Source organism: Nocardia fusca NBRC 14340 (assembly GCF_001618425.1).
In the GTDB taxonomy this organism is placed as follows: Bacteria; Actinomycetota; Actinomycetes; order Mycobacteriales; family Mycobacteriaceae; genus Nocardia; species Nocardia fusca.
The window spans coordinates 432,806-447,617 of sequence record NZ_BDCU01000017.1; the positions used below are offsets into that span (position 1 = coordinate 432,806).

Below are 14,812 nucleotides of genomic sequence, written 5' to 3' on the forward strand. Positions count from 1 at the left end.
TATCAGTACCCCGGTGGCAGCGCCGCCAGCATATCCCGCGTCACCGCCACCGCGTTATCCGAACTTCCGCCTCTGACCAGCAATGTCGCGAAGGCGATATCGCCCCGGTACCCGACGAACCAGGAATGCGAACCTCCCTCCACTTCCGCTTCGCCGGTCTTGCCGAACACCTCCCCCTGATCGGCGATCCGGTCCGCGGTGCCCGCGACGACCACCTGCCGCATCATCGCCCGCAGCCCGCGCACCACCTCCGCGGTGAGGGCGGGCCGCGGACCGTCGACCACCGTCTCCTGTCCCGCGATCAAGTAGGGGGTCGGCGCCGAACCCGAGGCGACGGCCGCGGCCAGGAGGGCCATACCGAAAGGACTCACCACCACCCGTCCCTGACCGATCCCGTCCTCGGTGCGCTGGGTGCGGTCGGCGGCCGCGGGCACCGATCCGGAAAAAGTCGGCAGGCCCGCCACCGTGTAATCCGGTCCGATACCGAAAGCCGCCGCGCTGTCCGTGAGAGCGGATTCCGGCAACTCACTGGCCAATCGGGCGAACGAGGTATTGCACGACCGCGCGTACGCGGTAGTCATGGGTACGTCGCCGACGGAGAATCCGTTGTAATTCGGAATCATCCGCTCGCCGATGGTGACCGCGCTGGGACAGGAGACGACAGTATCGGGTGTCGCGATACCCTCGCTCATCGCGGCGGCCGCGGTCACCGTTTTGAACACCGACCCGGGCGGGTACTGACCGATGGTGGCCACCGGCCCGTCCCGGTCGGCGGCCGCGTTCTGCGCCACCGCGAGAATGCCGCCGGTCGAGGGCTCGATCACCACCATCATGGCCTGTTCCCGGCGCCCGTCGACCGCGCGCTGCGCCGCGTTCTGGATGTGGCGGTCCACGCTCAGCGCGAAGGACGGCGCCGGTTGCGCCGCCACCTCGTGCAGCACTCCGGTCTCGGCACCGCCGGCATTGCGGGCCACCACCCGCCAGCCCGACCGGCCGTCGACATCGTCGATCACCGCCTGCCGGACCTGGGTCATCAGATCGGGGGCAAATTTCCGGTCGGTGGGCGCCATATCCCACTCCTGGGTCACGCGCACGCCCGGGAGCCCGATCAGCCGAGGAGCGGCCCGGCCGAACTCGACCTCGGTCAGCACGATCACCGTGTACACGCCGTCGGCGGCGCGCGCGGAATCCAGGATCCGCTCCGGGGTGAGCCGCTCGTCGATATCGGCCAGTGCCCGGGACAGCGCTGTCGCCACCCGCCGCGGGTCGGCACTGTCGGCGGCATCGAAGGTCACCCGCGAGACGGTGCCCGGAACCAGGACATCGCTACCGGACTGTTCGTTGACCCGGGCCCGCGGCGCGGGCTGTATCGACAACGCCATGGTCTGGGTATCGCCGAGGCGCGGATGCACGGCCGCGCCGCTCCAGCGCACCGTCCAGGCACCGCCGGTACGCACCATCGGTAACTGCCCCGAATAGGTCCACGTGCGGCCGCCGGGCAACCGCCATTCGTAGGTGTAATCGACAGTGGCGGTGTCACCGGTGATGCGGGCGGCGCCGGTGTCGGCATGCAGCTCTTCGGCACCCAGTTCGTCCCACGCCGAAGTCAATGCGGCGAAAGCTTTTTCGGGCCGGGTGGTCCGATCGGCGGCCGCCTCGATATCACGCGCGGTGAACGCACCGAGAAAACCGTCCGCGGCGGTGATCGGCCCGGAGGAGCCCGCCGCACAACCGGTCACGGCGAATGCGAGCGCCGCGACCGCGATCACGAGTACCGACCGGATCGTCATCGGAGCCGATGGTAGGCGACCGGAGCCGGTGATCACCTGCGGCACACCGGATCCGAACGGGATCAGTCGAGCAGGACCGTGGCGAATGTGGCGATCTGCCGGAACCCGACCGCCCGATAGGCCCGCCTGGCCACTTCGTTGTAGTCGTTGACGTACAGGCTGGCGGTACGTCCCGAAGCGACGACCGAATTCGCCACCGCCGCCGTACCCGCTGTCCCCAGGCCCTGCCCCCGGTGTTCCGGATGCACCCAGACGCCCTGGATCTGCCCGGTACGCCGGGACTGCGCACCCACCTCCGCCTTGAACACCACCTCGCCGTCCTCGAACCGCGCCCAGGCCCGGCCGGCCTCGATCAGTCCGGCCACGCGGCGCCGATAGCCGCGGCCCCCGTCACCGGCCCGGGGATCGATCCCGACCTCCTCGATGAACATCGCGATCGCCGCCGCGAGATACCGGTCGAGTTCTTCGGGACGGACCGGGCGCACCTGCGGGTCGGCGGCCGATACGGCGGTATCGGTGAGTGCCAGCAGCGGCTGCGCGCCGCGGACCTCTCGTTCCGGACCCCAATGGTCGGCGAGCATCTCCCACAGCGGCAGCGCGAGTTCCTGCCTGCCGACCACCGATGAGCACATCCGGGGCCACCGGATGGCCCGGTCGGCGAAGGCGCGCAGCGCCTCACGGCCGCCGCGCAGCGGGATGAGATTCACTCCGGAGAAGCACAGTGATTCCGACGGGCCGCCGTGACTCCACAGCTCACCCTGGCCGCACCGGTTGTCCAGACCGTATTCCTGTAACCGGGCGGCGACCATGCAGGTGGCCACCGGGTCATCGTCGAGGACCCGGAGTACCTGGGCAAGGTCCCGCTTGGCGAGCTGACGCGCGGGAACGTATTTCGCGCGCCGGGTCGGCTCCAGCAGACTCCGCACCTACAACAGCCTGCCATGAACCGCACCGCGACGGTACGAATATCCGGAAAGCGTCCGCGCGGCGCGGACGGAGCGGGCAGCGCCGACCGGCTCGCCGCGCCGGCGAGCCGGTGGCGCGGGGAACTCAGCCCACGCTGACGACCGGCTGACCGGTCTCGGCGTCCGCACCCATCTCCTCGGCGATCCGCATGGCCTCTTCGATGAGGGTCTCCACGATCTGCGCCTCGGGCACCGTTTTCACGACTTCACCCTTGACGAAGATCTGTCCCTTGCCGTTACCGGAGGCGACACCGAGATCGGCCTCCCGGGCCTCGCCCGGACCGTTCACCACACAGCCCATGACCGCGACCCGCAGCGGCACCTCCAGGCCGTCCAGACCCGCGGTGACCTCGTCGGCGAGGGTGTACACATCCACCTGCGCGCGACCGCAGGAGGGACAGGACACGATCTCGAGTTTGCGGGGCCGCAGGTTCAGCGACTGCAGAATCTGCCCGCCGACCTTCACTTCCTCGGCCGGTGGCGCGGACAGCGAGACCCGGATGGTGTCGCCGATACCCTCGCTCAGCAGCGCGCCGAACGCGACCGCGGACTTCACGGTGCCCTGGAAAGCCGGACCCGCCTCGGTGACGCCGAGGTGCAGCGGGTAGTCGCACTGCGCGGCCAGCTGCCGGTACGCCTCGACCATCACCACGGGGTCGTTGTGCTTGACCGAGATCTTGATGTCGCCGAACCCGTGCTCCTCGAACAGGCTCGCCTCCCACAGCGCCGACTCCACCAGCGCTTCCGGTGTGGCCTTGCCGTATTTGGCCATCATCCGCTTGTCGAGGGAACCGGCGTTCACCCCGATCCGGATCGGGATACCGGCGGCACCGGCCGCCTTGGCGACCTCCGCGACCCGCCCGTCGAACTCTTTGATGTTGCCGGGGTTCACCCGCACCGCCGCGCAGCCCGCATCGATGGCGGCGAAGATATAGCGCGGCTGGAAATGGATATCGGCGATCACCGGGATCTGTGATTTCTTCGCGATCACGGGTAGCGCGTCGGCATCCTCCTGCCGCGGGCACGCCACCCGCACGATATCGCAGCCCGACGCGGTGAGCTCCGCGATCTGCTGCAATGTCGCGTTCACATCGTGCGTTTTGGTCGTCGTCATCGACTGCACCGAGATCGGGTGGTCACTGCCCACACCGACACCACCCACCATCAACTGGCGGGTTTTGCGCCGCGGTGCGAGCACCGCGGCCGGTGCGGTCGGCATCCCCAATCCGATTGTGCTGGTCACTTTCGGCTGCCTACTTTCGTACTGGTCCGGCCGGTCGGTGCCGAGTCTAGTCCCGGCCCGACAGGGGGCCGCCGAGACATGGACAACAGTCGCGACCGGCACCGGTACGTCACCGGCACGTCACCTCGCCGTAGCCCGCGGTATTTCGCGCCGTAGCGCGGCCTGCGGAGAAACCGCCGACTACCGGGGCTTGCGGCGCAGCAGGATGTCGCGGACCACGAGGATCGCCAGGGCGGCGGCGAATCCGATGAGGTAGAGATCCTCGACCTTGCCGTGGTGATTGCCCTGCAGCATGCCCAGCAGGATGATGATCACCACGACCGCGGCCACCTGGAACGTCCGGCGGGATTCCCCGCTCCAACCCCAGGCCGCCGACGGAACCTCTGCGGGGTCCACCTTGGTGACGACAGCTTTGTCGCTGGTGGGTTCGACTTCCGTGGCGGCCACGATCGCTCCTCCTCGAGAGAACGGATACTGCCCGATATCGTGGCATACGACCGCCCGTCGTAGCCAGCAGGGGCACGGTCGGTGACAATGGGCAGGTGTCAGATCTCCGCAGAGTCCTCCTGCTCGGCAGCACCGGTTCCATCGGCACCCAGGCGCTCGAGGTGATCGCCGCGAACCCGGACAGATTCGAAGTCGTCGGCCTGGCCGCGGGTGGCGGGAACACCGAATTGCTCGCCGCGCAGATGGCCGCCACCGGCACGACCGCCGTGGCCGTGGCCGACCCGGTCGCGGGGGCCGGACTGGGAGTCCCGTTGACCGGCCCGGGCGCGGTGACCGAACTGGTCCGGCGCACCGAGGCCGACGTCGTACTCAACGCGCTGGTCGGATCCCTGGGCCTGGAGCCGACGCTGGCCGCGCTGGAAAGCGGAGCGACACTGGCGCTGGCGAACAAGGAGTCGCTGGTGGCGGGCGGGTCGCTGGTCACCCGGGCAGCGCGTCCGGGCCAGCTGGTGCCGGTCGATTCGGAGCATTCGGCGCTCGCCCAGTGTCTGCGCGGCGGGCGGGCCGACGAGGTCGCCACCCTGGTTCTGACCGCGTCCGGTGGGCCGTTCCGCGGCTGGACCACCGAGATGCTGGACGGGGTGAACCCCGCCGAGGCGAAAACCCATCCGACCTGGTCCATGGGCCCGATGAACACCTTGAACTCGGCCTCTCTGGTCAACAAGGGCCTGGAACTGATCGAAACACATCTGCTCTTCGGTATCCCCTACGACCGCATCGAGGTCACCGTGCACCCGCAGTCGATCGTGCACTCCATGGTGACCTTCACCGACGGCTCCACCCTCGCCCAGGCCAGCCCGCCCGATATGAAGCTGCCGATCGCCCTGGCGCTGGGCTGGCCGGAGCGCGTACCCGGGGCCGCCACGCCGTGTGATTTCGGCACCGCCGCCACCTGGACCTTCGAACCGGTGGACAACGCGGTGTTCCCAGCCGTGGAACTGGCCCGGGAAGCCGGCACCGCGGGTGGCTGCGTCACCGCCGTGTACAACGCCGCCAACGAGGTCGCGGTGCAGGCCTTTCTGGACGGCCGGATCCGCTTCCCGGAGATCGTGCGCACCGTGGAGCAGGCGGTACGCGACGCGGACCGGTGGCGCGCCGAACCCACCGAACTCGCCGAGGTACTCGCGGCCGACGAGTGGGCCCGCGACCGTGCCCGTACCCTCGTACAGCGGTAACCGATGTCGCACATGGTCGAGGCACCGCACGCGGGCGGTTACTGTGGACACGTGCTCGCGGCCGCTCCGGTCTCTGTGCGGGCCGGGAGTAACGATCTGCGCACCGCAGGAGGGCTGTAGACCACATGCTGTTCGTGTTGGGGTTCGTGCTGTTCGCCCTCGGCATCACGATTTCGATCGCGCTGCACGAATGCGGGCACATGTGGACCGCTCAGGCCACCGGCATGAAGGTGCGCCGGTATTTCATCGGATTCGGCCCGAAGATGTTCTCCTTCCGGCGCGGGGAAACCGAATACGGCGTCAAATGGCTGCCGCTCGGCGGGTTCTGCGATATCGCCGGAATGACCGCGCTCGACGAACTGGAACCCGAAGAGGTCGACCGGGCCATGTATCGGCAGGCCACCTGGAAACGCCTCGTGGTGATGTCCGGCGGTATCGGGATGAATTTCCTGCTCGGCTTCCTCCTGATCGTCGTGCTGGCGGTCGGCTGGGGTCTGCCGAACCTGAACCAGCCGCCGGAGACCACGATCGGTGATATGAGCTGCGTCGCGCCGCAGAACCCCGACCGCACCCTCGGCGCCTGTACCGGCCCCGGCCCCGCCCAGCGCGCCGGCCTCCAGCGAGGCGATGTGGTCACCGCGATCAACGGCGCGAGCGTGGACACCTGGGAGGAGTTCCAGACCCGCACCCAGCAGCAGAACGGACCGTTCACCTACACTGTCGACCGGGACGGGCAGACGCTGACCCTCGAGGTCGTCCCGGAGCAGGCCATGCGCTATCCCCGGGACGGCGGCCCCGGCCGGGAGGTGAGCGTCGTCGGTGTCGGCCAGGAGTTCTACGAACCGGTCCAGTACAGCGTCCTCGGCGCGATTCCCGCGTCGGCCGCTTTCACCGGCGAGATGTTCATCCGCACCTTCCAGTCGCTGGCGCAGATGCCGGCCAAGGTGGTCTCGCTGTGGGAGGCGGTCACCGGCGGAGAGCGCGATCGGGAGACCCCGGTCAGTGTGTACGGCGCCAGCAAGATCGGTGGGGAAACCGCCGAACGCGGTTACTGGAATGCCTTCATCCTGATCCTGGCCAGCTTGAACTTCTTCCTGGGTGCGTTCAACATCCTGCCGCTGCTGCCACTGGACGGTGGTCATATCGCGGTCGTGCTCTACGAGAAGGTCCGCAACACCATCCGTGGCTGGAAGGGGCTGGCCCCCGGTGCACCGGTGGACTACCTGAAACTGCTTCCACTCACCTATGTCGCCGTCGTCGTCGGTGGTGCGTACATGTTGCTCACCCTCGCAGCCGACATCATCAATCCCATCCAGCTCTTTCCTTGATCCCAGCTCTTTCCTGATCGCGCACGGGTGACGACACGGCCGGCGGGTGGCAACACGGTTCGTGACCCCCTCGCGGCACAGACCGGGTGCGTCTCCGAACCCGGTGGGCCGAAGTCGTAGTCGGAAATTTCGGTGGGGAGTTGGCGTCCGGCGACCTATAATGGGTGGATCGCGCAATGGGGAGGGGAAAATCTATGCGCCAGTTCATGTCTCGGTTCGTATCGGTCACGTTCGCCGCAGTCATCGGGATCCTGTCGGCCACGGGTTCGGCGGCCGCGGTCACACCGGAACAATGCGAATCCCATGGTGGATTCGTCGATATCGTTCTCGACCCGAACGAGCCTTCCCGAGCGGTCTGCACGTGCCGCAACGACCCGATGTACGACGGGATGCAGGTATTCGGGCCCCACGTCACGTCGATCGGGGGCGCGCCCTGGCCGGTGACCTGCGTCGGCCTGGAGGTTTAGGCTCACACCATGACGAACGAACACGACGACTGTCGGGTGACGGTCGACGGTGTCGCTCCCGCTGTGGTCGTCCTGCTCCGGAAGGCGGCGGAGATCGCCGCCTCCCACGGTCGCCGTCGGATCGGATTCGACGATGTGCACGCTGCGCTGATAACCCATGACGACGTTGCGCCGCTGTGGTGGCCCCGCCCCGGCGGGGCCGATTACAGCCGGCATCCGAGCAGCTCACGCATCATGTACACCGGCTCGGACGGACAGACGAAGCCACTGGATCACGGAATCCTGCACAGCGATCTCCGAGGCGAAACAGAACCGCTGACCTTCGACCGGTACCGCGAGCTGGTACTGCACTGGGTGCCCGGACCGACACCCGACGAACCGGGTCCGGTATCTCCGGCCACGATCACCTACGAACTGACCGGACCACACGCCGACGACTTCCGGAAAATGATCGAACGACAGTAGATATGTGAAGGGTCGGCCCTGGGCATCACAACAGTGTGGGGCGAGGTGGTTATCGGCCCCATTCGGGCACACGGAGGCGAAACGGTTCCGAGGGCCGATTTGCGGTCAGCGCGCTGTGGTGTCCTTGCCCTCGATGACGTCCACAACGTATTCGGCGATCGCGAGCGAGGAGGTCGCCGCGGGGGACGGGGCATTCCGAACAGCCGTGACCGGGCCGAGCCGGTCGATCCGGAAATCGTCGACGAGACTGCCGTCGGCATCGAGAGCCTGGGCCCGGACGCCCGAACCGCCCCGCACCACATCCGCGGCACCTATGGCCGGAATGTAGCGCTGCGCTCTGCGCATGTACGCGGAGACCGACAGCGAGCCGTATATCTCCTCGATCCCGGTACGCCAGTGCTGTCGCGCCATCCGGCGGAACCCGGGCCAGCGCACGGTCTCCGCGAGGTCGCGCACCGAAAAGTCCCCGCGCCGATAGCCTTCCCGGGCGAAAGCCAGTACCGCGTTGGGGCCGACCTCCACCGTCCCGGAGACCCGCCGCGTGAAATGCACCCCCAGGAACGGGTACCGCGGGTCCGGTACCGGATACACCAGTCCACGCACCATATCCGCCTTCGCGGCGACCACATTCATGTATTCGCCGCGGAACGGCACGATCCGCGGGCCGGGGTCGGCGCCGGCCAATCCGGCCACCGTATCGGCGTGCAAGCCCGCGCACACGATCAGCCGATCCACGCGCAGCACCTCGTCGCCCGTCGTGATGTCGATTCCCGTTACGGCCGGGACGATCCCGTCCACCGCGCACGACAAGCGCACTTCCCCGCCGGATTCCACCAGATCCGCGGCGAAGGCTTCCGCGATCCGGCGGAAATCGGTGATGGCGGTCCGCGGCGAGTACAGTGCCGCGAGCCCCTCGGCGAACGGTTCGATCTCGCCGATCTCCGCCCGGCCCACTCGTCTCAGTCCAGGGACCGCGTTATCGCCGGCCCGAGTCTGCAGCGCCTCGAGCCGGGGCATTTCGTCGTCGTCCACCGCGACGACGAGTTTGCCGCATTCGTCGTAGGGCAGTGTCCGTTCGGCGCAGTACTCCCGTAGCAGGGACCGCCCCCGCGCGCACAGAACAGCCTTCAAACTTCCGGGCTGATAGTAGATCCCGGCGTGCACCACCCCGGAGTTGTGGCCGGTCTGGTGTGCCGCGACACGATCTTCCTTCTCCAGCACCACGATCCGGTCATCGGGACGCCGACGGGCGAGTTCCCGCCCGATCGCCAATCCTACGATCCCGGCCCCGACGATCGCGACGACCTGCTGACCCATCCACCGATCTCCTCGCACCACGTGCGGCTGCGTCCGCCCCACTTCCGGCAGCAGGCATCATCTCAGCTCGGGACACCATGGGCCACAGCGAAGTGCCCCGCCTGTTCCGCCGGCGCGGCCTCCCGGCGGCCCGGCTCAGCCCTCCGCCGCCAGCTGACCGCAGGCCGCGGCGATCTCCTGACCGCGGGTGTCGCGGACCGTGCACGGCACACCCTGCGCCTCGACCCGGCGCACGAACTCCCGTTCCACCGGCTTGGGGCTGGCATCCCATTTGCTGCCGGGAGTGGGGTTCAGCGGGATGACATTGACGTGCACGCGGGACCCCAGCGCCTTGTGCAGCTTCTGGCCCAGCATTTCCGCGCGCCACGGCTGGTCGTTGATATCCCGGATCAGTGCGTACTCGATGGATACCCGCCGGCCGGATTTGTCCGCGTAGTAGCGGGCGGCGTCGAGCACCTCCGAAACGGGCCAGCGGTTGTTCACCGGAACCAGGGTGTCGCGCAGTTCGTCGTCGGGGGTGTGCAGGGAAACCGCGAGCGTCACCGAGAGATCCTCGTCGGCGAGTTTGCGGATCGCCGGGGCCAGGCCGACCGTGGACACCACCACATTGCGCTGGGAGATACCGAGACCGTCCGGGGCAGGCGAGGTGATGCGGCGTACCGCGTTCACCACCCGCTTGTAGTTCGCCAGCGGCTCACCCATTCCCATGAACACGATGTTCGACAGCCGCCCGGGCCCACCGGCGACGGCCCCGTCGCGCAGATCGGCCGCGGCGGCGCGGACCTGATCGACGATCTCGGCGGTCGAGAGGTTGCGGTTCAGCCCGCCCTGCCCGGTCGCGCAGAAAGGACAGGCCATACCGCAGCCGGCCTGACTGGAGATGCACAGCGTGGCCCGGTCGGGGTAGCGCATGAGCACGCTCTCCAGCAGGGTTCCGTCACCGGCCCGCCACAGCGTCTTGCGGGTCTCCCCGGCATCACACGCGATCTGCCGGATCGGGGTGAGCAGCGGCGGGAACAACGCCTCCGCGACTTTCTCCCGGACCGCGGCCGGTAGATCGGTCATATCCGCCGGATCGGCTTGCAACCGCCCGTAGTACTGGCGCGCGATCTGGTCGGCACGGAACTTCGGCAGGCCCAGCTCGGCCATCGCGGCACGGCGGCCGTCGGCGTCGAGGTCGGCCAGATGGCGCGGCGGCATACCGCGGCGCGGTGCGTCGAAAACCAGGGGCAAAGAGGCGGTCATAGTCCTACCAGTGTGTCATCTCGGTGAATGTGGCCCGTGCCGAGCCGTCCCGCGACGGGAGCCGGGCCGATATTCGACCGGCGGGCCGGAAATCCGTGCGCAGTCGATAGCTGTCGGCAATCATCGACATATGGCGACTTCTGATGAACCGACACCCGAGAGCCGCGCGCTACCGAAAGAGCCACCCGCGACACCACCGGGCGCACCCACCGGACGGGAACCCGCACCCGATGCTACCGGCCGCGAACCGGCGGTCGAGACCCATCGACGCAAGGAGGTGGAGAAGTCCCGGGTGGGCAATGCCTGGGTCGCGCTGATCGTGGCGGCACTGCTCGGCATCGTCCTGCTGATCTTCATCCTGCAGAACTTCGAGAGCACCCAGGTAGAGATGCTCTTCTGGAACTTCTCGCTACCGCTGGGCGTGACGATCCTGCTCTCGGTGATCGCCGGAGCCCTGGTGATGGCGCTGGTGGGAGGGGTCCGCATCGTCCAGCTGCGGCGCGCGGTACACCACCACTGACCTCAGAGCAGGGTGCTGAGCACCAGCCAGGACACGAACGCCGAGGGCAGCATCGAATCGAGCCGGTCCATGATGCCGCCGTGCCCGGGCAGCATGGTGCCCATATCCTTGATACCCAGCTCCCGTTTGATCTGCGATTCGACCAGATCTCCCAGCGTCGCCACGACGACCAGGCCGATACCGAGCACCACACCGATCATGGAATTGGCTTCGAGCAGCAGGGTGACCGTGAGCAGCCCGCCGATGATCGCGAAGACCAGCGAACCGCAGAAACCCTCCCAGGACTTCTTCGGGCTGATCGACGGCACCATGGGATGGCGGCCGAAGAGCACCCCTGCGACATAACCGCCGACGTCGGAGCACACCACCAGGATCATGAAGGTCAGCACCCGCAGATTGCCGTCCGGCTCCTCGAGCAGGAGCAGCACCGCGAACGAGGCCAGCAGCGGGATCCACGCCAGGGTGAACACCGTGATGGCGGTATCGCGCAGAAAATTGCGCGGGGCGGTGCGCAGACCGTGGTCGAACAATCGCCAGACCATGCAGACCAGCGCCGTCGCCGCGAACGCCCCGGTCACCCCGCCCGGACCGAACGGCCAGCCCAGCCAGAACACCGCCTGACCGCCGACAATCAACGGAGTGCGCGGTACCAGCACATCGGCTTCCCGCAGCCGCTTGGCGACCTCCCAGGTGGCGATACCGACCGCGACCCCGGCGACGCCGATGAACACCTTGGGCACGAACAGCAGGACGGCGATGCACAGCATTCCGAGGGTCGTGCCGACCGCCAGGGCCGCGGGTAAGTTCCGGCCGGCGCGCGACCCCCGGGGCTCGGCGCCCCCGGCGCCCCCGGAGGCTCCGGTCGGTGCCGGTGCCGGTGTCGGTGCCGGTGTCGGTGCCGGTGTCGGTTCGGATATGCCCTCGGCCGGCGGCTGCGGTCGGGCCGCACCGGTCGCGGCGGCTTTCTCGGCCACGATTGTCCCGTCGCTCAACTCGTCGTCGTTCCGTTCGTTCCCACCCGTTGCGGGCGTCGCTCGCTCCGCTGTTCCCATTGTGCGGCAGTTCACCGGCCAGGGGGCCGGGTGACCGCCGGTCCGGTGCCCGTTCGCTGCGAACACCGCATTCCGCGCGGCACCTACCGCTCGTGCCGCTTTCGGACGTCCCGCGCGCCGGGCCGGCACGACCGGCGCGCCTGCGCAAGGTACCACCGCGGAGACGACGGACTCACCGCCCGGGCACCGCTCAGACCTCGAGCAGTTCGGATTCCTTGTGCTTCACCAGTTCGTCGATCTGGCCGACGTATCTGGCGGTGGTCTTGTCCAGTTCCTTCTCGGCGCGCCCGACCTCGTCCTCGCCGGCTTCGCCGTCCTTCTGGATCCGGCCCAGCTCCTCCATGGCCTTGCGGCGCACATTGCGGATCGAGACCTTGGCGTCCTCGCCCTTCTGCTTGGCCTGTTTGACCAGCTCCCGGCGGCGCTCCTCGGTGAGCTGCGGAATGCTGATCCGCAGGATGTCACCGTTGTTGGTCGGGTTCACGCCCAGGTCGGAGTTGCGGATCGCGGTTTCGATCGGACCCAGCTGCGCCTGCTCGTAGGGTTTGACCACCACCATCCGCGGCTCCGGCACGGTGATACTCGACATCTGGGTGATCGGGGTCGGCGCTCCGTAATAGTCGACCACGACCCGGGCGAACATCCCCGGATTCGCGCGCCCGGTACGGATTCTGCCGAGATCGTCCTTCGCCACCGAGACGGCCTTCTCCATCTTCTCCTCGGCGTCGAAGAGCGCTTCTTCAATCACGACCGTTCCTCCACTGCGTCGTCATCGTCATGACCCGCGGGCCCGCGGTATCAGGATCGAACCAATGTGCCGATCTTCTCACCGGCCACCGCTCGGGCGATATTGCCCTTGGTCAACAAATTGAACACCAGCATCGGCATCTGGTTGTCCATGCACAAACTGAACGCCGTCGCGTCGGCGACCTTCAGATCGCGTTCGATCACTTCCTTGTGGGTGATTTCGTGGTACATGGTGGCGTCGGGATCCAGCCGCGGATCGGCGGTGAACACACCGTCGACCGCCTTGGCCATGAGTACCACCTCCGCACCGATCTCCAGCGCGCGCTGCGCGGCGGTGGTGTCGGTGGAGAAGTACGGCATTCCCATACCGGCGCCGAAGATCACGACGCGCCCCTTCTCCAGATGCCGCTTGGCGCGCAGCGGCAGGTAGGGCTCGGCGACCTGGCCCATGGTGATGGCGGTCTGCACCCGGGTGTCCACACCCTGCTGCTGGAGGAAGTCCTGCAATGCCAGGCTGTTCATCACGGTCCCGAGCATGCCCATGTAATCGGACCGGGCCCGCTCCATCCCGCGTTCCTCGAGCTCGGCGCCACGGAAGAAGTTGCCGCCGCCGATCACGACCGCGACCTGAACACCGGAGCCCACGATCTCGGCGATCTGCTCCGCCACGGTCTCCACCACATCGGGATCCAGGCCCACCGCGCCGCCGCCGAACATCTCCCCACCGAGTTTCAGCAGTACCCGGCGATATCCTGGGCGGTCGGTCCCCGGGTACGTCATCGGCTGGCGTCTCCTTCGGCAATCGGTGTGTTCACGGTCGGTCGTGCTCATGGTGTCGGCGAACGTGGTGGCCGCCGAAGTCCGGGGCCGCCCGCTGCCCCGGCCCCGGGCCGACCCGAGCGCGAGTGGCACAGCGGGCGCGACACCAACGGAAAGCGGCTTCTATCCTGCCCTACCCGCCCATGACCCCCGGTACTCGGGCCCCTGGGCGGTCGATCTCAGAACGAAACCCCCGCCGCGTCCACCGCGACGGGGGTTTCCTCCGGAGTCGAGGATCGGCTCAGGCCTGGCCGACCTCGAAGCGGGCGAACTTGGTGACCGTGACGCCGGCCTCGTCCAGCAGCGCCTTGACGGTCTTCTTGTTGTCGGTGACCGACGGCTGCTCCAGCAGGACGACGTCCTTGAAGAAGCCGTTGACGCGGCCCTCGGTGATCTTCGGGAGCGCGGCCTCCGGCTTACCCTCTTCGCGGGCCGTCTGCTCGGCGATGCGGCGCTCGTTCTCGACGATATCGGCGGGAACCTCGTCCCGGGTGACGTACTTCGCCTTGAGCGCGGCGACCTGCATGGCGGCCCCACGAGCGGCTTCGGCGGCGGCCTCACCGGAACCGGTGTACTCCACCAGCACGCCGACGGCCGGCGGCAGATCCGACGCACGCTTGTGCAGGTAGGTAGCGACCGGGCCGTCCAGGGAGACGACGCGACGCAGCTCCAGCTTCTCGCCGATCTTGGCGGCCAGCGCCTGCAGGGCCTCGTCGACGGTCCGGCCGTCGAGGGCTACGGCCTTGAGCGCGTCCACATCGGCGGGCTTCGCGGCCGCGGCGGCGGCGGCGATCTCATCGGCCAGCGCCTGGAATTCCGCGTTCTTGGCGACGAAGTCGGTCTCGGAATTGATCTCGACCATCACGCCGTCCTTGGCGATGACCAGGCCCTCCGCGGTGGTGCGCTCGGCGCGCTTGCCGACATCCTTGGCGCCCTTGATGCGCAGCAGCTCGACGGCCTTGTCGAAATCGCCCTCGGTCTCGACCAGCGCGTTCTTACAATCCATCATTCCGGAGCCGGTGAGCTCCCGCAGCCGCTTCACGTCAGCGGCGGTGTAGTTCGCCATCGGGGGCGAGCCTCCTTCGAGAAAGTCTGGTGCCGGGCAGTGGTGGTCACGACTCGGCGAGCGGTGACCACCACTGTGGGAAATGCGGTTCGACGGCGCTCACCAT

General features: G+C 68.0%; 15 protein-coding genes. 5 read left to right on the forward strand and 10 right to left on the reverse strand.

Features of this window, described 5'->3' with window-relative positions; genetic code table 11:
- Positions 1-2 precede the first annotated feature (2 nt).
- From NF4_RS08460 to NF4_RS08475, 4 genes are all read right to left on the reverse strand, one after another.
- Positions 3-1,790, reverse strand: coding sequence for a penicillin-binding transpeptidase domain-containing protein (locus tag NF4_RS08460; protein WP_063126883.1), 1,788 nt, complete (start codon positions 1,788-1,790; stop codon positions 3-5).
- A 62-nt stretch (positions 1,791-1,852) separates the two neighbouring features.
- Positions 1,853-2,716, reverse strand: a complete 864-nt coding sequence (locus NF4_RS08465; protein WP_084532954.1) for a GNAT family N-acetyltransferase — start codon at positions 2,714-2,716, stop codon at positions 1,853-1,855.
- Between the two features lie 124 nt (positions 2,717-2,840).
- On the reverse strand, positions 2,841-3,998 hold the full coding sequence (gene ispG, locus NF4_RS08470; RefSeq protein WP_063126671.1) for a flavodoxin-dependent (E)-4-hydroxy-3-methylbut-2-enyl-diphosphate synthase: 1,158 nt from the start codon (positions 3,996-3,998) through the stop codon (positions 2,841-2,843).
- A 180-nt stretch (positions 3,999-4,178) separates the two neighbouring features.
- On the reverse strand, positions 4,179-4,445 hold the full coding sequence (locus tag NF4_RS08475) for a DUF2631 domain-containing protein (protein ID WP_063126672.1): 267 nt from the start codon (positions 4,443-4,445) through the stop codon (positions 4,179-4,181).
- A 95-nt stretch (positions 4,446-4,540) separates the two neighbouring features.
- On the opposite strand from NF4_RS08475, the gene dxr reads away from it, so the two are divergent.
- The 4 genes from dxr to NF4_RS08495 all read left to right on the forward strand — a co-directional run bounded on the left by dxr (position 4,541) and on the right by NF4_RS08495 (position 7,940).
- The gene (gene dxr, locus NF4_RS08480) at positions 4,541-5,680 is read left to right on the forward strand and encodes a 1-deoxy-D-xylulose-5-phosphate reductoisomerase (RefSeq protein WP_063126673.1); all 1,140 of its coding nucleotides are present in this window, start codon (positions 4,541-4,543) and stop codon (positions 5,678-5,680) included.
- Positions 5,681-5,805: 125 nt separating this feature from the next.
- A complete protein-coding gene (locus NF4_RS08485; protein ID WP_063126674.1) occupies positions 5,806-7,008 on the forward strand; it encodes a M50 family metallopeptidase in 1,203 nt (400 codons plus the stop codon).
- Positions 7,009-7,214: 206 nt separating this feature from the next.
- On the forward strand, positions 7,215-7,475 hold the full coding sequence (locus tag NF4_RS08490) for a hypothetical protein (protein WP_157120053.1): 261 nt from the start codon (positions 7,215-7,217) through the stop codon (positions 7,473-7,475).
- 9 nt (positions 7,476-7,484) lie between these two features.
- The gene (locus NF4_RS08495) at positions 7,485-7,940 is read left to right on the forward strand and encodes a hypothetical protein (RefSeq protein WP_063126676.1); all 456 of its coding nucleotides are present in this window, start codon (positions 7,485-7,487) and stop codon (positions 7,938-7,940) included.
- Between the two features lie 105 nt (positions 7,941-8,045).
- Here NF4_RS08495 and lhgD read toward each other — a convergent pair whose 3' ends face one another.
- Together lhgD and rlmN are read right to left on the reverse strand one after the other, a co-directional pair.
- Positions 8,046-9,257 (reverse strand): L-2-hydroxyglutarate dehydrogenase, encoded by a 1,212-nt coding sequence (gene lhgD / locus NF4_RS08500; RefSeq protein WP_063126677.1) that lies wholly within the window; start codon positions 9,255-9,257, stop codon positions 8,046-8,048.
- A 135-nt stretch (positions 9,258-9,392) separates the two neighbouring features.
- Positions 9,393-10,502, reverse strand: coding sequence for a dual-specificity RNA methyltransferase RlmN (rlmN, locus tag NF4_RS08505; RefSeq protein WP_063126678.1), 1,110 nt, complete (start codon positions 10,500-10,502; stop codon positions 9,393-9,395).
- Positions 10,503-10,632: 130 nt separating this feature from the next.
- On the opposite strand from rlmN, the gene NF4_RS08510 reads away from it, so the two are divergent.
- A complete protein-coding gene (locus NF4_RS08510; RefSeq protein WP_063814527.1) occupies positions 10,633-11,022 on the forward strand; it encodes a LapA family protein in 390 nt (129 codons plus the stop codon).
- Positions 11,023-11,024: 2 nt separating this feature from the next.
- Here NF4_RS08510 and NF4_RS08515 read toward each other — a convergent pair whose 3' ends face one another.
- From NF4_RS08515 to tsf, 4 genes are all read right to left on the reverse strand, one after another.
- Positions 11,025-11,999, reverse strand: coding sequence for a phosphatidate cytidylyltransferase (locus NF4_RS08515; RefSeq protein ID WP_439956746.1), 975 nt, complete (start codon positions 11,997-11,999; stop codon positions 11,025-11,027).
- A gap of 265 nt (positions 12,000-12,264) precedes the next feature.
- On the reverse strand, positions 12,265-12,822 hold the full coding sequence (gene frr / locus NF4_RS08520) for a ribosome recycling factor (RefSeq protein ID WP_063059663.1): 558 nt from the start codon (positions 12,820-12,822) through the stop codon (positions 12,265-12,267).
- A gap of 50 nt (positions 12,823-12,872) precedes the next feature.
- Positions 12,873-13,601 carry a UMP kinase gene (pyrH, locus tag NF4_RS08525; RefSeq protein ID WP_063126679.1) on the reverse strand — a complete coding sequence of 243 codons (729 nt, stop codon included), beginning with the start codon at positions 13,599-13,601 and terminating at the stop codon, positions 12,873-12,875.
- Between the two features lie 280 nt (positions 13,602-13,881).
- Positions 13,882-14,706 (reverse strand): translation elongation factor Ts, encoded by an 825-nt coding sequence (gene tsf / locus NF4_RS08530; RefSeq protein WP_063126680.1) that lies wholly within the window; start codon positions 14,704-14,706, stop codon positions 13,882-13,884.
- Between the last annotated feature and the right edge of the window lie 106 nt (positions 14,707-14,812).